Origin of the sequence: Inquilinus ginsengisoli, assembly GCF_031453975.1 — a bacterium.
GTDB lineage: Bacteria > Pseudomonadota > Alphaproteobacteria > DSM-16000 > Inquilinaceae > Inquilinus > Inquilinus ginsengisoli_A.
Window position 1 is genome coordinate 566,957 of the sequence record NZ_JAVDPW010000001.1, and the last position, 17,525, is coordinate 584,481.

A 17,525-nucleotide genomic window follows, 5' to 3' on the forward strand; every position below is an offset into this window, starting at 1 on the left:
TGGTTCGGCCCGAGGCCGAGGCTCGATCCGATCGAGGGCGGCCGTCGACCCTGTGCCGGAGTTCGCGCCGCCGACCCGAACGGCCGGTTCGTCCCCTTTCCCGACGAGAGCCAGGTCCCAGTTCAGAGGACGCCCGCGCACAAACCAACGCCGACGGCAGCGCAGATGAGGCCGGCGAAGCGATTGAGTGCACCCGACGCCGAGCGCGACAATGTGAACCCCAAACCGACGCCAACTGCGAGCAAGGACGCAGTAGCGAGCGCAAACCCTGCCATGTACTCGAGTCCATCGGCGGTGTTCGGCACCTCGGATCCATGAGCATGACCATGCAGCAGCGCGAAGACACCGATAATCGCCGCGCCTCCCCATAGCGGCAGATCGATGGCGAGCGCTACCACGAGCCCGAGCACGACCACCGAAGCCAAAATGCCAGGCTCGACCAAAGGCAAGGCGATATGCGCCATGCCCAGCGCACCGCCACCCAGCACGACGGCGATGAAGGTCGCCGGCCAGACCCAAAGAGCGCGTTGGCCTTTGAGAGCGGCCCACAAACCGACTGCCGTCATGGCAGTGACGTGATCGAGGCCAGTGAAGGGATGGGCGACACCGGCAGTAAAGGAGGCTGCGGAGCCCAAATAGGGATGTGCCGCCGCCGGCATCGCGAAGGCAACAATCAGAATCGTGGAAATCAGGATCAAGCGCATCGCATGTTCCTCGCTGAACGAGAGAATGGAGCCAACAGGCTCGTCTTAAAAAGGGCAATGTTGGCGTAGGGAAAGATGCTCTCCGGCTGCTAAGCGCCGTGTGGCGGCCCCAAATAAGGGAATTCGGCGAGCAGATCGCCATGCGGTCCCACTGCGTCCCCCGCCACCTTGCCGTTTGTCAGGATGACCATGAAGACGTCAGCAGCGTCATCCGTAAGCGTCCTGCCATTTTCCGGGAAGGAGGCTGGCCGCGCCGGGTCATAAGGCATGATGTCCGGCAGCAAGGTTCTTGCCACACGCTCCGCTTCATCCGGCCTGTAGCCGCCGGTATGCTCGAGAGCGTGGGCAAAAACCGCGACGAAACGGCTATCGTCCGCCGGCTGCGCGGAGAGGTACGATTCCTTCTCCGGGCCGGGCAGGAAAACCGCTTGCTGGGGCCGCGCACCGCGCTCAACCTGTACCCAGCCGTCATCGCCCTCGACCAGAACACGGGCCCATAGGCCAACGGCGCCGGATCCCAACGCGGAGTTGGGCATTTCCAGCACGATGCTGCAGACATTCTTGTCGGCGAAGAAATCCGTACCGGTGAATTGCAGATTGTTCAGCGCACCCTGCGTATCGAAGAAAAAAGGTTCGCTTCGCCAGCCCGCGAAGAAGCGGTAGTCGCCCGTGTGTGTAATCTGTGCGTCCAGTCCTGTCGAAACCGGAGCTTCCTCGACGACGACTTGACCGCCGTCGTCTGCTCCGGCGGCCAGCGATCCTTCCACACGACGCACCGTTGCCATCTGCGACCCGGCCGGTGAGGACGAGACCTGAATGCGGAACGCGATATCGGCCACCGCATCGCCATTCGTGTCCACCTTGAGTTCGTACAGCCCGTTGGGCGCAAAGGGTTCGGCGGTGGTTGGCTCTGGATGGATCACCGTGGAGGATGGGTGCACATTCATGATCAGAATCGACTTGTCCGGATCCCCGGGTTTGGGGAAGGCATAGAGGTCGGTAAGGTCTAAACGCGCATCTCCCTTGGGGAAGCCGAAGTCGGGACCGGAATAGTGATGCGACACGATGAGATACTCCTTTGCCGCCTATTAAGATGTGGCCATGCCCGGACTCACGAACCTGTCAGGCGAAGACGCGGCCCGTTGCGTATGATGCATGACCCAAATGACTTCATCGGAGCGTCACCTCGACGATGGCGACGTCCTGTTCGGCGTTGCCGCCACTGACATCGACGCCGGCGAACGCCTGCCCCTCGTCGCTTATCGGCGTGTCTCCGCCCGCTGGACAAAAGCGGCCCCCGGCGACCGTGGGGAGCGGGTGGAGTGGCTAGCCGGACCGCACCTCCGCGGCAGGTCAATCGCAGGCATTCCTACCAGCGCAGAGGTGTGGGCTTTGCGCTCGTAGATCTGGAGCGAGAAGAGCGGCGCCCCATTCATCCGGTGCCGGAGGACGAGGTTGCCGTGAACGCCGACGATGCAGACCGCAACTGGTGTCTTCGCTTTGGCCGCCTCGCCTTCGACGCGCTCCGCAAGCGCCTCGGCTGTCGTGAACGCATGCAGTCCATTGCTTAGATATCGCATCGCATCCGTGGCCGCGATTGGACGATGGTATCGGAGACTTCATGGTTGCGACGTGGGAAACGCCGCCGCTATGACCGCTATTGGCGGATATCGTTGAAAAAGTCCCGAACGACTACTTGGAGTGCAAAATCGAGCAAGTTTGCTGCAGATTCGGCCGCCATCTAGCATCTTTTTGTGCTCTGGCTGCCTATTTTTAGTCTCTTTGTTGCGCGTGGAAATGGTGCTCCGACTTTTTCAACAGATCGGCGCCCTCCGGTCAATGTAACCGAGATGCGCGATCGGCCGGTTCCCACCCGACGGCGGCGATTTCAGCCGCGGTCCCAATCGGCCTTTGTCCCTAGGCCTGCCCGGTCAGCACCGCGGCCACGTCGATCGGCCCGGCCTCGGCCGGTTCCAGGTCGAGGTCCTGCTCGATATGGGCCAGGTGGGCCAGCATGGCGGCGCCGGCGCGCTCCACATCGTGCCGGCCCAGGGCCTGCAGGATCGCTTGGTGCTCGGTGTTGCCGCAGGCCGAGGCGCCGCTGCGGCCATAGAGGGCGATCACCAGCGAGGCGCGCGACACCAGTTCGCGCAGGAACCGCTCCATCACCCGCTGCCGGGCGATCTCGGCGATGCCGAGATGGAACAGGCCGGAGAGCTGGATGGCCCGCGGCCGGTCGCCCCGGCCCAGCGCCTCCGCCTCCTCGGCCAAATGCCGCTCCAGCCGCGCGATGTCGGCCGGCACCGTGCGCTCGGCGGCGCGGCGGGCGATCGCCGCCTCGAGGGTGCGGCGGGTCTCGAACACCTCGCGCGCCTCCTCGACCGTCGGCGCCGCGACGAAGGCGCCGCGGTTCTTCTCGATCACCACCATGTGCTGGTGCGCCAGGGCCTGCAGGGCGGAGCGGACGATGGTGCGGCTGACGCCGAAGGCGCCGCCGATCTCGTCCTCCGACAGCTTGGTGCGCGGCGGCAGCCGGTGCTCGACGATCGCATCCAGGATCGACCGGTAGATCGCCGCCGCCCGCGCGCCGCGGTCGGGGATGTCGCGGCTTCCGGCCAGGGTGCCGACGGTCTCGAGCGTGTCCATTCCCAACTCCGGCGACGGCCTTGCGGCGGCTTTGCGGCCCCACCATCCCATGGCGGCCACCGGCGCTCAAGATTGTATTCTCAGGGCTTCCAGATTGTGCACAATCTTCGGGCCGCCTGTATGCGGCTGCCTAAAGCTTGGGCGGAGGTGATCCGGGGACCAGGGCCGGAGCTGAGGAATTCCGTGGCCCCGGCCGGTTGGCACAGCGCTTGCAAATCCCTTCTCCCGACAAGGGAGAGCAAATGCGCGGCGCAGATCTCGAGCTGGTGAAGGTGACCAAGCGCTACGGCCGCACCGTGGCCGTGGACGGTGTCGACCTGAAGATCCCGGCCGGCACCTATTGCTGCCTGCTGGGCCCCTCCGGCTGCGGCAAGACCTCGACCCTGCGCATGGTCGCGGGGCATGAGGCGGTGTCGGACGGCGACGTCCTGCTCGGGCCGACCAACGTCACCGACCGGCCGCCGGCCAAGCGCGGCACGGCGATGATGTTCCAGTCCTACGCCCTGTTTCCGCATCTGTCGGTCACCGACAACGTCGCCTTCAGCCTGAAGATGCGCGGCGTGGCCAAGCCCGCGCGCCGGGCCAAGGCGGCGGAGCTGCTGGCCCTGGTGGCGATGGAGGCCTATGCCGAACGGCTGCCGGGGCAGCTCTCGGGCGGGCAGCAGCAGCGCGTGGCGCTGGCCCGCGCCCTGATCACCCAGCCGCAGATCCTGCTGCTGGACGAGCCGCTCTCGGCCCTCGACCCGTTCCTGCGGATCAAGATGCGGGCCGAGCTGAAGCGGCTGCAGGCCGAGCTCGGCATCAGCTTCATCCACGTCACCCACAGCCAGGAAGAGGCGATGGCCCTGGCCGACCTCGCCGTGGTGATGAATGGCGGGCGGATCGAGCAGGCCGGCCCGCCGCAGGAGCTGTTCGCCCGGCCGGCCACCGAATTCGTCGCCCGCTTCATCGGCGGCCACAACGTGGTGCGCCTCGGCGGCAGCCTCGCCACCCTGCGCGCCGACCGGCTGCGGCTGTCGAAGGTCAACGGCGCCGGCCTGCCCGCGGGGGCGGTCGCGGCGGTGGTGCAGGGGGTCGAATACCAGGGCGCCACGGTCCACGTCGCCTTCGGCTGCGACCTGGCGCCCGACATGCTCGCCTGGCTGCCCGAGGCCGCCTTCTTCGCCGATCCGGTGGCGCCCGGCGACCGGGTCGCCGTGGCCTGGGCGGACGCCGACATCCATCCCCTGTCCAGCGATGCCGCGGGGCGCGGCGATCTTCGCCCCCAACCCTGAAGGAGGCTCACCATGGCGGATACCAAGCATCCCAAAAACCCGCGCGGCCTCTCGCGCCGCGCCCTGCTGAAGACCACGGCGGCGACGGCCGGCGCGCTGGTCGGCAGCCGCGCCATCACCGGCTTCCCCGCGATCATCGCGGCCGAGCCGGTGACGCTGCGCTATCTCGGCACCGCGGTGAACCAGAGCGCCGACATCGCCAGGAAGGCGAAGGAGGACCTGGGCATCATCATCGAATACGTGCCGGTGACCACCGACGAGGTGACCAAGCGCATCGTCACCCAGCCGAACTCCTTCGACCTGGTGGACAGCGAGTATTTCAGCCTGAAGAAGCTGCTGCCCGCCGGCAACCTGCAGGGCATGGACGCCAAGCGGATCAAGTATGTCGACCAGATCTCGACTGTGTTCACCAAGGGCGAGCTGAACGGCAAGAAAATCGGCGACCAGGGCACCGCGCCGAAGAAGGTGTTCTACCTCACCGACAAGACCTCCAAGACCTTCGCGACCGAGCCGACCGAGTGGATCACCCTGATCCCGACCACCTACAACGCCGACACGCTGGGCATCCGGCCCGACCTGATCGGCCGGCCGGTCGAGAGCTGGAAGGAGCTGCTGAACCCGGAGTTCAAGGGCAAGGCGTCGATCCTGAACATCCCGTCGATCGGCATCATGGACGCGGCGATGGTGGTGGAATCCAGCGGCCTGCACACCTATGCCGACAAGGGCAACATGACCAGGGAGGAGATCGACCTGACCATGAAGCTGCTGACCGAGGCCAAGCAGGCCGGCCAGTTCCGCGCCTTCTGGCAGGATTTCAACGAGAGCGTGAACCTGATGGCCTCGGGCGAGACGGTGATCCAGTCGATGTGGTCGCCGGCCGTGACCAAGGTGCGGTCGATGGGCATCGCCTGCACCTTCCAGCCGCTGAAGGAGGGCTATCGCGCCTGGGCCTCCGGCTTCGGCCTGCCCAAGACCCTGAAGGACCGGAAGCTCGACGCCGCCTACGACTTCATCAACTGGTTCCTGTCCGGCTGGGCCGGCGCCTATCTCAACCGCCAGGGCTACTACTCGGCGGTGCTGGAGACGGCCAAGGCCAATATGGAGCCCTATGAATGGGCCTATTGGATGGAGGGCAAGGCGGCCGCCCAGGACATCAAGGCGCCCGACGGCACGGTGATGGAGAAGGCCGGCGCGGTGCGCGACGGCGGCTCCTACGACGCCCGCATGGGCTCGGTGGCCTGCTGGAACGCGGTGATGGACGAGAACGACTACATGGTCCGCAAGTGGAACGCGTTCATCGCCGCGTGAGGCGCTGAAGCAAAGGCGTGCGCCCATCCTTCTTGTCCCCCCTCCCCTTGCGGGAGGGGGATAGGGGGAGGGGGGTCGGGCAGCACGAGCTGTTGTGGGTTCCCGGCCAGGACAACGACATGGTTCCAAATCCTTCGAAGCGGGGTCCTGTGATCGACAACCCCCTCCCCCTACCCCCCTCCCGCAAGGGGAGGGGGGACTCTCTGCTTTGCGACCTTTCGCTCGCGGTCATCGAAAGCCGCCGTCGATGACCGCCATTCCCGCCGAAGACATCGCGCCGGCCCGCAAGGCCGCCGTGCCGCAGGCCGGCGCCCGGGGCCGCGCCGTCGCCTTCCTCCAGGCGGCGCCGATGATGCTGGTGTTCCTGCTGTTCTTCGTGCTGCCGCTGGCGGTCGTGGTGGTGGTCAGCTTCTGGGACTACACCGAATACTCGATCGTGCCGGACTTCACCTTCCGCAACTATGTCGAGGCGTTCGACGGCTGCCTGACCTCGCTGCCGGATCTGTGCACCACCTTCAAGACCTATCTCTCAACCCTGAAGATCGGGGTGATGGTGTGGGGCATCACCCTGGGCCTGGGCTTCACCATCGCCTATTTCCTGGTGTTCCACGTCCGCACCATGGCGATGCAGGTGGTGCTGTGCCTGTTGTGCACCATCCCGTTCTGGACCTCGAACGTGATCCGGATGATCTCCTGGATCCCGCTGCTCGGCCGCAACGGGCTGGTGAACCAGAGCCTGCTGGGCCTCGGCGTGATCGACCAGCCGATCGACGGGCTGCTCTATTCCGAATTCTCGGTGGTGCTGGCCTTCGTCCACCTGTTCACCGTGTTCATGATCGTACCGATCCTTAACTCGATGCTGCGGATCGACCGGTCGCTGATCGAGGCCGCGACCGATGCCGGCGCCAGCGGCTGGCAGACGCTGTGGAACGTGATCGTGCCGCTGTCCAAGCCCGGCATCGTCATCGGCTCGATCTTCGTCATCACCATCGTGATGGGCGATTTCGTCACCGTCGGCGTCATGGGCGGGCAGCAGATCGCCTCGGTCGGCAAGGTGATCCAGGTCCAGCTCAGCTACCTGCAGTTCCCGGCCGCGGCGGCGAATGCGGTGATCCTGCTCGCGGTCGTGATCATGATCATCGTGGCGCTGACCCGGCTGGTCGACATCCGGAAGGAGCTGTGATGCGCGAGGGCCGCCCCGCCTCCTTCTACATCCTGGCCGCCGTGTTCGCGCTGTTCGTGCTGTTCCTGTACGGGCCGACGTTGACCATCTTCGTGCTGTCCTTCCAGGGGCCGCAGGGCGGGCTGACCTTCCCGATGAACGGCGTCTCGACCTTCTGGTTCGAGAAGCTGTGGGCCGGGATGGGCGTGGTCGACATCGGCGCCGCCTTCTGGCGCTCGCTCGAACTCGGCCTCGTGGTCATGGTGCTGACCATGGCGTTCTCGGTGCTGGCCGGCCTTGCCTTCCGCAAGCGCTTTCCGGGCCAGGCCCTCTTGTTCTACACCGCGATCGCCAGCCTGATCATGCCGTCGATCGTGGTGTCGCTCGGCATCGCCCTGGAATTCCGGCTGCTCGACGACGCGATCCGCGATTTCGGCGACAGCTGGGGCATCGCCTGGATCAGCGACGACTTCACCACCGCGATGGGCCTGTTCCGTTCCGGCCTCGGCGCGCATCTGACCTGGACGCTGCCCTTCGGCCTGCTGATCATGTTCGCGGTCTTCAACCGCTTCGACCGGCGCTACGAGGAGGCCGCGCGGGACCTTGGCGCCTCGCCCTGGCAGACCTTCCGCCATGTCGTGCTGCCGATCATCGGCGCCAGCGTGGTCGGGGTCGGGCTGTTCGGCTTCACCCTGTCCTGGGACGAGATCGCGCGCTCCTCCCAGGCGATCGGCGAGCAGAACACTTTGCCGCTGGAGCTGCAGGGCCTGACCACCACGGTGACGACGCCGGAGATCTATGCTTTGGGCACGGTGACCACGGCGGTGTCGCTGGCGGTGGTGCTGACCGCGCTCGGCCTGATGGCCCTGCTGCGCCGCCGCCGCACCCGCCACGGCACCGATGCCGGCCAGGGGCTGGTGTGATCTTGGACATCCTCGTCGTCAACCCGAACACCACCGCCGGCATGACCGCCAAGATCGGGGCCGCCGCCGCGGCCGTCGCGGCGCCCGGCACCCGCATCATCGCGGTCAATCCGGAGACCGGCCCGGCCTCGATCGAGGGCTGGGTCGACGGTGCCCTGGCCGTGCCCGGCCTGCTGCAGGAGATCGCCCGCGGCGAGGCCCGCGGCGTGGCCGGCCATGTCATCGCCTGCTTCGACGACACCGGGCTCGACGCCGCCCGCAGCCTCGCCGCCGCACCGGTGGTCGGCATCGGCGAGGCCGGCTTCCATGTCGCCTCGCTGCTCGCCGGCCGGTTCTCGGTGGTGACGACCCTGGCGCGGTCGATCCCGGTGATCGAGGCCAACCTGCTGCGCTACGGCCTCGCCGGCCGCTGCGCCCGGGTGCGGGCATCGGAGATCCCGGTGCTGGAGCTGGAGCGGCCGGGCTCGGACGCCGAGGCGCGGATCTCGGCCGAGATCGCCGCGGCGCTGGCCGAGGATAGGGCCGAGGCGATCGTGCTGGGCTGCGCCGGCATGGCCGACCTCGCCGCCCGGCTGTCGGCGCGGCACGGGGTGCCCGTGATCGACGGCGTCGCCGCCGCGGTCACGCTGGTCGAAGGGCTGGCCCGGCTGGGCCTGCGCACCGCCAAGACCGGCGGCTATGCCGCGCCCCGGCCGAAGCCCTATGCCGGCGCCGTCTTTGCCCCGACCTAGTCGCGCGTGATCCTCAGATGCGCGAACTGCGCCTCGTATCCCGCCGCCTTGGGGCTGCAGGCGTAGAGGCCGGCGGTGACCGGGCCGGTGCCGTCATCTTCGTGCAGCCGGGCGATGCGCAGCTGGACCCAGCGGTCCTCGCCCTCCGGCGCGGCCTCGACGGTGTAGTCGGCGCCGACGCGGCGGATGCGGAAGCCGATGCTGCCGCCCGGCCGGGTGGCGACATCCTGGGTCGACCAGTCGGACCAGCCGGCATTGGTCACCACCGCGCCCAGCCGGCTGTGCTCCGCCGTCTCGAACTCGACCGAGGTCTTGATCCAGCTGGTCGGCCCCAGCCGCACCATCAGCCCGGCCTGGTCGTACTGGTGCACAGGGTTGCCGCGCACCACCGTCTCCATCGTGAAATCGCCCGCGACCGGCAGGGCCAGGACATGGCCGTTGTCGACCCGGAAGCCGTAATGCGTGCCCTGCCAGAAATCGGTGCCGGCGGCGGTGGCCAGCTTCAGCCCCTCCTGCCCGATCGACCAGTCCGGCGGCGGGTTGGTCCAGGCCAGGCGCGGGTCGAGGGCAGGGGACAGGAAGGTCTCGTTCAGGATATCCATCAGCTCTCGCCCGGTGCCGTGATTGCGGCGCCATCAGACGCGAGGCCGCCCATTCCATCAAGACATGATGGTCCGGCAAGTCCGCGATAGGAGTTTCCATGCGCCTCGCCATCCTCGCCGACATCCACGGCAACCTCCTCGCCCTCGAAGCCGTGCTGGCCGATCTCGACCGCCGCGGCGCCGATGCCGTCGTCAATCTCGGCGACTGCGTCTCCAGCCCGCTGTGGCCGCGCGAGACGCTCGACCTGCTGATGGAAAAGGGCTGGCCGACGGTGCGCGGCAACCACGACCGCTGGGTGTGGGAAGACCGGGACGAGTCGCCGCAGACCTCGGACGGCTATGCCCGCCATGCGCTCGACGCCGCCGGCCGCGCCTGGCTCGGCGCCCTGCCGGTGCGACTGGATCTGCCGGGCGGCATCCTCGCCTTCCACGCCAGGCCGGACGACGACAACGCCTATCTGCTCGAGGACATCGAGGCCGGCCGGCTGGTGCGGGCGCCGGCGGCCGCCATCGCCGACCGGCTGGGCGACATCGCGGCGCCGGTGGTGCTGTGCGGCCACAGTCACCTGCAGCATCTGCTTCGCCTGCCGGACGGGCGCTGGATCCTCAACCCCGGCAGCATCGGCGGCCCGGCCTATGACGACCCGACTCCGCCGGCCCATGTCTCCGAATCGGGGTCGCCCTCGGCCCGCTACGCCATGCTCGAGCTGGACGGCGACCGGGTGGCGGCCGAGCTGATCGCGATTCCCTACGACCATGACCGCGCGGTGCGCCGGGCCACCGAAAACGGGCGGCCGGACTGGGCCTATGCGCTGGCGACCGGCCATTCGCTCGGGGTGTCCGCGGCGGGGTCGTGAGGCAGCTGGGCTGGCGTCCTGAGCCGAGCCGGCGCGGGGCTTCAGCCGCCTCAAAGTCGTCATCGACGCGACCTTTTATAGAGTCCCCCCTCCCCTTGCGGGAGGGGGTAGGGGGAGGGGGCTGCGCGTGTCCGCGCGCGATTGCGCAAAGGACGGGCCTCGCCATCGACGGCCGGATCGTTGAAATCAAAGCCGGCTCCGGCGGCGAAAACCCCTCCCCCTACCCCCTCCCGCAAGGGGAGGGGGAGTTTGTTTTGATTTGCTTCGGCTTCGGTCCCGGCCCATCCAGCCCGTCACCCGGTGTCCGGCGCCTTCGGCTTGAAGCCGAAGATCATCGGGCTGAGCCCGAGCGACCGGCAGAGGCGCTGGGCCGCGGTGGCGATGGTCTCGGTGTCGAGCATCTCGATCCCATCGGGCTCCTGCAGCCGCACCGCCAGCCCGGCCCGGAGTGCCGGAATCCAGGCGGGATCGGCGCATTCCGCAAAGTCGCGCTCGACCGCGGCGGTCACCGCCTTCCGGCGCTTGGCCCGGATCGCCTGGATCTCCGCCGGGCTGCCCGCCGGCCGCCTGGGGCGCGGCGTGGCCGGCCATTCCTCGCCGCGCCAGCGCTGCCAGGTCTCCGACAGGCCGAGGCCGCAGGCCACCCCAGCCATCACCGACCCCACCGGCCGGTCCTCGACCTGGACATCCTGGTCCTCGTAGAGCCCATCGACCCGCTCCTCGAGATCGTCCTTCAGGGCGTTGAAGCGGCCCTCATCCTCGATCTCCTCGCAGATCATGTCCTGCAGCGTGTCCTGGACCTCGTTGCGGTGGCGGTCGCGGCGGGCCTTGCGGGCGGCCAGGCGGTCGGGGATCTCGGCCCGGTCCTGGGCGTACAGCTTGGCGGCGGCGCGGGCGCGCTGGGCCAGGGATTGGTGCACTGTGCGGGTGAAGCGGGCGAAGGCCAGCCCTGCCTCCCGTGCCTCGGCTCTTGCCGCCACCGCTTCGTCGGATTTGGGCGCCGCGGCCCTCACCTGGGCCTGGGCGTCGAGGGCACGGGCGCCCTCGCCCCTGACCAGCTGCATGCTGAGCTCGGCGATCTCGGTCAGCATCTCCATCTGCTGCAGCGCGAGGCTGCGGCAGTGGGCCTGGATGTCGAACCCTTCTGGTGGCGTTTTCATGGAACGTATCATGAACGAGTCGTTCCAGTTAACACAATGCACGTTTTGCTTACGCCGATTGCCTGGCTTCCCGTCCCGGCCCCTCCACCGTCATTGCGAGCGCAGCGAAGCAATCCATGCCAGGCGGCGCCATGGATTGCTTCGTCGGCTTCGCCTCCTCGCAATGACGGAGAGGGGGCTCCGGAAGGCTTCCGCGCAGGATCGGATTGCACGTCCCCTGGCGCGGCTCGTCGTGCTATCCCGGTCCCGATGCTGTCCTGATCACCGTTCGGAGCCGAGTGCCATGTCGCGTGCCAATGTCGTGTCGTTCCGCCGGGCGGCGCCGTGGTGGACCGCGGCCGCCGCGAGCCGGCTGGAGATCGAGGGCGGCGCGCGGCTGGCCGGCGAGATCGCCATCGCCGGGGCCAAGAACGCGGCGCTGCCGCTGATGGTCTGCGCCGCGCTGACCGACGACCGGCTGACCCTGTGCAACCTGCCGCGCATCCTCGATGTCGCCATCCTCGCCGGCATCCTGGCGGAGCTCGGGGTCGAGGTGGCGTGGGACGAATCGGGCCCGGCCCTGTCCGGCACCATGGCCGGCGCCGGCTTCGGCAGCGGCCGGGTCGACGGCGCCCTGGTCGCGCGCATGCGGGCCTCGTTCCTGATCGCCGGCGCGGCGCTCGCCCGGCTGGGCCGGATCGCGCTGCCGCTGCCGGGCGGCGACGCCATCGGCCTGCGGCCGGTCGACTTCCACCTCGCCGGCTTCCGCCAGATGGGCGCGACCGCCGAGATCACGGGCGGCGAGGTGGTGCTGTCCGCACCCGGCGGCCTGCACGGCGCCGCCATCGTGCTGCCCTTCCCCTCGGTCGGCGCCACCCAGAACCTGATGCTGGCCGCCGTTCTGGCCAAGGGCGAGACCAGCATCACCAACGCGGCCTGCGAGCCGGAGGTCACGGACCTCGCCCGCTGCCTCTCGGCGATGGGCGCGCGCATCGCCGGCATCGGCACCGACACGCTGCGCATCACCGGCGTCGACCGGCTGCATGGCGCGACCTACGACGTGCTGCCCGATCGGATCGAGCTGGGCACCCTGATCTGCGCCGCCGCGGCGACGCGCGGGGAGCTGCGGCTGACCGGGGCCTCGACCGATCTGCTCAGCGCCGCGCTGCCGGTGTTCGCGGGCGCCGGGATCGAGATCGAATCCGCCGCGGGCGGCATCGTCGCCCGGCGCGGGGCAGGGGGGCTGCAGGGCGTCGACATCATGACCCAGCCCTTCCCTGGCTTCGCCACCGACCTGCAGCCCCAGGCCATGGCGCTGCTGTCCTGCGCCGAGGGCGCGGCGATGATCACCGAGACCCTGTTCGAGAACCGCTTCCGCCATGTGCCGGAGCTGCAGCGCATGGGCGCCAACATCCGGGTGGTGCGCAACCACGCGGTGATCCGGGGCGTGCCGGCGCTGCGGGGGGCGGAGGTGACCGCGACCGACATCCGCGCCGGCGCGGCGCTGCTGATCGCGGCGCTGGCGGCGCAGGGCACCAGCACGCTGCACGGGGTCGAGCATGTCGACCGCGGCTACGACAACCTGGTCGAGCGCCTGCGCCGCTGCGGCGCCCGGATCCGGCGCGTCGACCTCTAGCGGGGGCGACCTCTAGCGGGGGCGACCTCTAGCGGCGGGACCCGGCTGGTTCGCGGCCCGATCCCGCCGCGGGCTCATGATGCCGCCGGACGGCGCTGGTGGACGAACACGCCGGCCGCGACATAGGCCGCCTCCTCGGCGGTGGACGGCCGCCCCAGCACGGCGTTGCGATGGGGGAAGCGCCCAAAGCGGGCGATGACGTCGCGGTGGCCCCTGGCCTGGCCCAGGGCGAAGTCGAAGATCCGCTTCTGATGGTCCGGCGCTGCGGCCAGCCGCTTTTCGGACTCCGCCACCGCCCGGTCCAACCGTTCCCGATGCCCCGGCCCTTCGGCATGGGTCAGGGGCATCAGGAAGAAGCCCTTCTCCCAAGGGAAGAGGGCATCGTAGTCGCCCATGCGAAGCCCCTCCTCGGCGAGGCGCAGCGCATCCGGATCGGAACCGTAGGCGGCGGGCGTTCCGGCGAACAGGCCGCGGGTGAACTGGTCGAGCACGATGATCAGGGACAGCCGTCCGGCCGGCGTCGCGCACCAATGCCCGAGCCGCCCGGCCCGGGCGGCTTCGACGGTCGGGAGAAAGCGGGGGAGTTCCGGCGTCGCACCCCCCGCCATCCACCATTGCAGCTGCTTCACCAGGCGCTCATGGTCGGCGTCGGCGAGATCCGTGGGGAACCAGAAGCTGTGGACCTCACGCCAATCGCAGGGATCGGCCATGGCATTCTCCGGCAGCGGGACTCTGAGAAGGACGGACACCTTCGCATGCGCTGCCGGCACCTCCGCATGGACCCGGTGTCGCGCCGGGTCCGAGGGCCGCACCCTACCGCCGGAGCGCCGTCAGCGCGGCCAGGTCGGGGGCCGAGAAGGCGTCGCGGCACCAGCGGCCGGCGGCCTCTGCCAGGGCATCGTCCCAGCCGCCGTAGCGGAAATTGTCCAGCGCCTTGGCCTCCAGTTCGGCCGGGCTCAGCGGTTCGCGGGCGCCGCCGCGCATGTGCGGCTGGCGGATCTCGATCACGCGGCCATCGGCCAGCGTGGCCGCGAGATGGCCGGTGAAGTTCTTCGGATACTCGTCCGCCGGGTCGATGCGGTAGGCGATCTTGGCCGCCAGGGCCAGGACGTCCGGGTCGTGGATGCGGGCCTCGGTGAACTGGCCGAAGCCGGCGCGGCCGTCGAAGAATCCGACCGCCATGCAGAAGGGGGTGCTGAACTTCGCGGCATAGGGGGTGGGCGGCCGGTGCTTCACCGCCAGGTCCTCCCACAGCCGGTGCACGGTGCCTTCGCCGACATTGCAGGTGATCGAGACGATCTCGCCGGCCTGCACGCCGCGCTTGGCCAGGCCGATGGCGCAGTCGATGAAGGGCTGGGTCATGGTCCCGCAGGCATAGGGCTTGAAGGCGATGCTGGGCATCACCCAGTCCTGCCCGAGTCCGTCCAGCAGCGGCGTGAAATCCGGCGTGCGCGAGGGGGCGAAGGCCTTGTAGAAGCCGTGCACACCCTCCAGCACGGTGCGCGGGCCGGCGAAGCCGCCGCGGGCCATCAGCGCCGCGCGCAGGCCCGACTGCGCCGCCCAGCCGGCATGCATGCGCTTGGTCGAGGTGCCCTCGGCCAGGTATTCGATGATGCCGGAGGCCGTGCTGCCGGCGATGCCCAGCGCGGCGGTGGCCTGGTCGGCGGTCAGGCCGAGGCTGGCCGAGACCGCCCCGGCGGCGGCCAGCGCGCCCAGCACCGCGGTCGGGTGGAAGCCGGCGGTGTGGATCGCCTTGGGCGCCACCAGGGCCAGGCGGCACATCAGCTCGGCCCCGACCGCGATGCCCTTCAGCAGCGCCTCGCCGCCGAGATGCTCGCGTTCGCAGGCGGCCAGCACCGCCGGCACGATCACCGCGCCGGAATGCACCGGGCCGCCCTCGAAGGTGTCGTCGTAATCCTCGCCATGGGCCGCGGTGCCGTTGACCAGCGCCGAATCATAGGCGGTCAGCGGCCGGCCATGGCCCAGGGCGGTGCACAGCCCGGTGCCGTCCGCGGCGGCCAGGGTGGCGGCGATGTAGTCCTCGCGCCGGCCGGCGACGCACAGGCCGGCGACGTCGAGCAGCAGCATGCGCGCGGTGTACACCGCCTCGTCCGGCAGGGTCCGGACCGCGACGCCCGCGATCCAGGCGCCCAGGCGCTCTGCAACGGCCTGCCCGGCCTTCGGCAAATCGGCACTCATGGGGTCTGTCTCTTCCTGGCGGTGGTCCGGCGCAGCGGCACGGTGCCCGGCGGCCCCTCGGTCTCGGGGGTGCGGGCGATGATGTTGCGGGCATAGCCGCCATCGACATGGCCGCGCATGGCGGCGCCGGCGGCATCGGGGTCGCGGGTCTCCAGCGCCTCCAGGATCTGGCGGTGTTCCTCATGCGAGGCGGCGCTGCTGCCGATGGTGGCGAAGCTGCGGCGCCGCACCAGGTGCATCCGGTTCACCACCTGGCGGTACAGGTCCAAGAGCGTCGCGTTGCCGGCCATCTCCACCAGCCGGTCGTGGAAGGCGATGTTCAGCGGGAAATAGCCATTCACCCCGTCGCGGATCGAGGCGTTCTCCAGCGCCGCCAGCATGCGCTTCAGCTCCAGGATCTGGGCGTCGTCGATCTTCGGGGCCAGCAGCCGGCCGGCCATCTCGTCCAGGGTGGCGCGGACGGCGTAGTGCTCGGCGATCTCGGCATCGGTCAGCTCCCGCAGGAACATGCCGCGGTTCTTCTCCAGCCGCACCAGCCCGGCCTCCTGCAGCGCGCGCAGGGCCTCGCGCACCGGGGCGCGGCTGACCTGCAGGTGCTGCGACAGCTCGAGCTCGTTGAGCCGTGCGCCGACTTCGATCTCGCCGGCCTTGATGCGGCGCAGGATCTCGTCCTGCACCAGGCCGGAGAGGGTGACGGAGCGCAGGAGCTCCAGCGGATTGGGAAGCGAAGAGGTCATGGGCCGCAGCTTAAGGCACGCGATCGGGGTTCGAAAGACATATTGTCGATTGCATGATTGTCGACAATATGTAATTCACAGAAATGCGACGGAGCGACCCGCGACGGGCTCCGCCCCCACGAATGACCCAGGAATGAGGACCGCCATGGCCCCCGATCACGGCCAGCCGACCGAGCTTTCGCCCCCCGACCTCGCACCCCAGGTGACGCGCCTGCTGGCCCGCCACCTCGTCGCGGCGGAGTTCGAGTCGCTGCCGGCGAATGTCCGCCACGAGGGGCTGCGCACCTTCCTCAACTGGCTCGGCTGCGCCGTCGGCTCGGCCCGGCATGAGGCGGTGTCGATCGCCATCGACGCGATGGCGCCGTTCAGCGGCCCGGCCCAGGCCAGCATTCTCGGCCGCTCGGAGCGGACGGACGTGCTGCACGCGGCGCTGATCAACGGCATCAGCTCGCATGTCTTCGACTTCGACGACACCCATCTCAAGACCGTGATCCACCCGGCCGGCCCGGTGGCCTCGGCGATCCTGGCGCTGGCGGAGTACAAGCCGGTCAGCGGCCGCGACTTCCTGCACGCCCTGATCCTGGGCGTCGACGTCGAATGCCGCATCGGCAACGCGGTCTATCCCGACCACTACCATGTCGGCTGGCACATCACCGGCACCACCGGCGTGTTCGGCGCCGCGGCCGCCGTCGGCAAGCTGCTGGGGCTGGACGAGCAGCAGATGGTCTGGGCCCTGGGCCTGGCCGCGACCCAGCCGGTCGGCCTGCGCGAGATGTTCGGCACCATGACCAAGAGCTTCCATCCCGGCCGTGCGGCGCAGAACGGCCTGACCGCGGCCCTGCTGGCGCAGCGCGGCTACACCAGCTCGGAGCAGGGGATCGAGGCCAAGCGCGGCTGGGCCAACGTCACCAGCACCCATCGGAACTACGAGGAGATCACCGGCGGGCTGGGCGTGCGCAACGAGATCCTGCTGAACAGCTACAAGCCCTTCGCCTGCGGCATCGTCATCCACCCGGCGATCGACGGCTGCGTCCAGCTGCGCAACCAGCACGGGCTGGCGGCCGCCGACATCGTCAAGGTCGAGCTCAAGGTCCATCCGCTGGTGCTGGAGTTGACCGGCAAGAAGACGCCGAAGACCGGGCTGGACGGCAAGTTCAGCGTCTACCACTCCGCCGCCGTCGCGCTGATCGACGGCCGCGCCGGTGAGCCGCAATACAGCGACGAGAAGGTGCGGGACCCTGCGGTGATCGCCCTGCGCGACAAGGTCACCGCCGAGATCGACCCGGCGATGCCGCCGGATGCGGTGTCGGTCGCGGTGACGCTGAAGGACGGGCGGGTGCTGCATCTGCGCGTCGACCACGCCATCGGCAGCGTCGACCGGCCGATGACCGACGGGGATCTCGAGGCCAAGTTCACCGACCTGGTGCTGCCGGTGCATGGCGAGGCCGGGACGGCCGCGCTGCTCAAGGCGTGCTGGGACCTCCAAACCTTCGCCGATGCCGGCGAGATCGCCCGGATGGCCCGCGCCGGCTGACCCCGGAATCCGAACCGGGCCGCGGCACCCCCGCGGCCCGGGCCCATCTTTCCAGACCGGCCTTCAAGAACAA

Annotated in this window: 17 protein-coding genes and 1 pseudogene; 8 read left to right on the forward strand and 10 right to left on the reverse strand. The window is 69.2% G+C overall.

All coding sequences use genetic code 11. The features are described from left to right. Window positions 1-122: 122 nt before the first annotated feature. The 5 genes and pseudogenes from E9232_RS02625 to E9232_RS02635 form a co-directional block, all read right to left on the reverse strand. Window positions 123-704: a HupE/UreJ family protein gene (locus tag E9232_RS02625; RefSeq protein WP_309791958.1), complete on the reverse strand. Its 582-nt coding sequence runs from the start codon at window positions 702-704 to the stop codon at window positions 123-125. Between the two features lie 89 nt (window positions 705-793). Then, entirely contained in the window at window positions 794-1,768 is a 975-nt protein-coding gene (locus tag E9232_RS02630; protein ID WP_309791959.1) for a DUF4331 family protein, read from the reverse strand. A gap of 106 nt (window positions 1,769-1,874) precedes the next feature. After that, window positions 1,875-2,003, reverse strand: a pseudogene (locus E9232_RS35765) (hypothetical protein); the annotation flags it as partial. Continuing rightward, a complete protein-coding gene (locus E9232_RS35770) occupies window positions 1,964-2,284 on the reverse strand; it encodes a GlcG/HbpS family heme-binding protein (protein WP_374710590.1) in 321 nt (106 codons plus the stop codon). The pseudogene E9232_RS35765 and the gene E9232_RS35770, both read right to left, overlap by 40 nt. Window positions 2,285-2,621: 337 nt before the next feature. Next, window positions 2,622-3,350 (reverse strand): GntR family transcriptional regulator, encoded by a 729-nt coding sequence (locus tag E9232_RS02635; RefSeq protein ID WP_309791960.1) that lies wholly within the window; start codon window positions 3,348-3,350, stop codon window positions 2,622-2,624. A gap of 242 nt (window positions 3,351-3,592) precedes the next feature. On the opposite strand from E9232_RS02635, the gene E9232_RS02640 reads away from it, so the two are divergent. From E9232_RS02640 to E9232_RS02660, 5 genes are all read left to right on the forward strand, one after another. Continuing rightward, window positions 3,593-4,624 (forward strand): ABC transporter ATP-binding protein, encoded by a 1,032-nt coding sequence (locus tag E9232_RS02640; RefSeq protein WP_309791961.1) that lies wholly within the window; start codon window positions 3,593-3,595, stop codon window positions 4,622-4,624. 12 nt (window positions 4,625-4,636) lie between these two features. Next, the gene (locus E9232_RS02645) at window positions 4,637-5,932 is read left to right on the forward strand and encodes an ABC transporter substrate-binding protein (RefSeq protein ID WP_309791963.1); all 1,296 of its coding nucleotides are present in this window, start codon (window positions 4,637-4,639) and stop codon (window positions 5,930-5,932) included. A 247-nt stretch (window positions 5,933-6,179) separates the two neighbouring features. Then, window positions 6,180-7,115, forward strand: a complete 936-nt coding sequence (locus E9232_RS02650; protein WP_309791964.1) for an ABC transporter permease — start codon at window positions 6,180-6,182, stop codon at window positions 7,113-7,115. Further along, complete coding sequence (locus E9232_RS02655; RefSeq protein WP_309791965.1) at window positions 7,115-8,017, forward strand: ABC transporter permease; 903 nt, start codon at window positions 7,115-7,117, stop codon at window positions 8,015-8,017. Before E9232_RS02650 ends, E9232_RS02655 begins: the two co-directional genes overlap by 1 nt. 2 nt (window positions 8,018-8,019) lie before the next feature. Beyond that, the gene (locus E9232_RS02660) at window positions 8,020-8,748 is read left to right on the forward strand and encodes an aspartate/glutamate racemase family protein (RefSeq protein WP_374710591.1); all 729 of its coding nucleotides are present in this window, start codon (window positions 8,020-8,022) and stop codon (window positions 8,746-8,748) included. On the opposite strand, the gene E9232_RS02665 is transcribed toward E9232_RS02660, so the two are convergent. Beyond that, entirely contained in the window at window positions 8,745-9,350 is a 606-nt protein-coding gene (locus tag E9232_RS02665; protein ID WP_309791967.1) for a DUF1349 domain-containing protein, read from the reverse strand. The genes E9232_RS02660 and E9232_RS02665 overlap by 4 nt on opposite strands. Window positions 9,351-9,448: 98 nt before the next feature. Between E9232_RS02665 and E9232_RS02670 the strand changes: the two genes are divergently transcribed. Then, complete coding sequence (locus E9232_RS02670; protein WP_309791968.1) at window positions 9,449-10,207, forward strand: metallophosphoesterase family protein; 759 nt, start codon at window positions 9,449-9,451, stop codon at window positions 10,205-10,207. 293 nt (window positions 10,208-10,500) lie between these two features. Here E9232_RS02670 and E9232_RS02675 read toward each other — a convergent pair whose 3' ends face one another. After that, a complete protein-coding gene (locus tag E9232_RS02675) occupies window positions 10,501-11,367 on the reverse strand; it encodes a hypothetical protein (RefSeq protein ID WP_309791969.1) in 867 nt (288 codons plus the stop codon). A 283-nt stretch (window positions 11,368-11,650) separates the two neighbouring features. Between E9232_RS02675 and murA the strand changes: the two genes are divergently transcribed. Then, window positions 11,651-12,982, forward strand: coding sequence for a UDP-N-acetylglucosamine 1-carboxyvinyltransferase (gene murA, locus E9232_RS02680; protein ID WP_309791970.1), 1,332 nt, complete (start codon window positions 11,651-11,653; stop codon window positions 12,980-12,982). A 74-nt stretch (window positions 12,983-13,056) separates the two neighbouring features. On the opposite strand, the gene E9232_RS02685 is transcribed toward murA, so the two are convergent. The 3 genes from E9232_RS02685 to E9232_RS02695 all read right to left on the reverse strand — a co-directional run bounded on the left by E9232_RS02685 (window position 13,057) and on the right by E9232_RS02695 (window position 15,918). Then, the gene (locus E9232_RS02685) at window positions 13,057-13,692 is read right to left on the reverse strand and encodes a DUF924 family protein (RefSeq protein WP_309791971.1); all 636 of its coding nucleotides are present in this window, start codon (window positions 13,690-13,692) and stop codon (window positions 13,057-13,059) included. A 103-nt stretch (window positions 13,693-13,795) separates the two neighbouring features. After that, window positions 13,796-15,181 carry an MmgE/PrpD family protein gene (locus E9232_RS02690; protein WP_309791972.1) on the reverse strand — a complete coding sequence of 462 codons (1,386 nt, stop codon included), beginning with the start codon at window positions 15,179-15,181 and terminating at the stop codon, window positions 13,796-13,798. After that, window positions 15,178-15,918, reverse strand: coding sequence for an FCD domain-containing protein (locus E9232_RS02695; protein ID WP_309791973.1), 741 nt, complete (start codon window positions 15,916-15,918; stop codon window positions 15,178-15,180). Before E9232_RS02695 ends, E9232_RS02690 begins: the two co-directional genes overlap by 4 nt. A 145-nt stretch (window positions 15,919-16,063) precedes the next feature. Here E9232_RS02695 and E9232_RS02700 point away from each other — a divergent pair, with 145 nt between their 5' ends. After that, complete coding sequence (locus E9232_RS02700) at window positions 16,064-17,452, forward strand: MmgE/PrpD family protein (protein ID WP_309791974.1); 1,389 nt, start codon at window positions 16,064-16,066, stop codon at window positions 17,450-17,452. The last annotated feature ends 73 nt before the right edge of the window (window positions 17,453-17,525 follow it).

Coding starts and splice junctions, on each gene's coding strand:
- E9232_RS02625 (WP_309791958.1), bottom strand. CDS start 704: ATGCGCTTGATCCTGATTTCCACGATTCTGATTGTTGCCTTCGCGATG.
- E9232_RS35770 (WP_374710590.1), bottom strand. CDS start 2,284: ATGCGATATCTAAGCAATGGACTGCATGCGTTCACGACAGCCGAGGCG.
- E9232_RS02635 (WP_309791960.1), bottom strand. CDS start 3,350: ATGGACACGCTCGAGACCGTCGGCACCCTGGCCGGAAGCCGCGACATC.
- E9232_RS02640 (WP_309791961.1), top strand. CDS start 3,593: ATGCGCGGCGCAGATCTCGAGCTGGTGAAGGTGACCAAGCGCTACGGC.
- E9232_RS02645 (WP_309791963.1), top strand. CDS start 4,637: ATGGCGGATACCAAGCATCCCAAAAACCCGCGCGGCCTCTCGCGCCGC.
- E9232_RS02650 (WP_309791964.1), top strand. CDS start 6,180: ATGACCGCCATTCCCGCCGAAGACATCGCGCCGGCCCGCAAGGCCGCC.
- E9232_RS02655 (WP_309791965.1), top strand. CDS start 7,115: ATGCGCGAGGGCCGCCCCGCCTCCTTCTACATCCTGGCCGCCGTGTTC.
- E9232_RS02665 (WP_309791967.1), bottom strand. CDS start 9,350: ATGGATATCCTGAACGAGACCTTCCTGTCCCCTGCCCTCGACCCGCGC.
- E9232_RS02670 (WP_309791968.1), top strand. CDS start 9,449: ATGCGCCTCGCCATCCTCGCCGACATCCACGGCAACCTCCTCGCCCTC.
- E9232_RS02675 (WP_309791969.1), bottom strand. CDS start 11,367: ATGAAAACGCCACCAGAAGGGTTCGACATCCAGGCCCACTGCCGCAGC.
- murA (WP_309791970.1), top strand. CDS start 11,651: ATGTCGCGTGCCAATGTCGTGTCGTTCCGCCGGGCGGCGCCGTGGTGG.
- E9232_RS02685 (WP_309791971.1), bottom strand. CDS start 13,692: ATGGCCGATCCCTGCGATTGGCGTGAGGTCCACAGCTTCTGGTTCCCC.
- E9232_RS02690 (WP_309791972.1), bottom strand. CDS start 15,181: ATGAGTGCCGATTTGCCGAAGGCCGGGCAGGCCGTTGCAGAGCGCCTG.
- E9232_RS02695 (WP_309791973.1), bottom strand. CDS start 15,918: ATGACCTCTTCGCTTCCCAATCCGCTGGAGCTCCTGCGCTCCGTCACC.
- E9232_RS02700 (WP_309791974.1), top strand. CDS start 16,064: ATGGCCCCCGATCACGGCCAGCCGACCGAGCTTTCGCCCCCCGACCTC.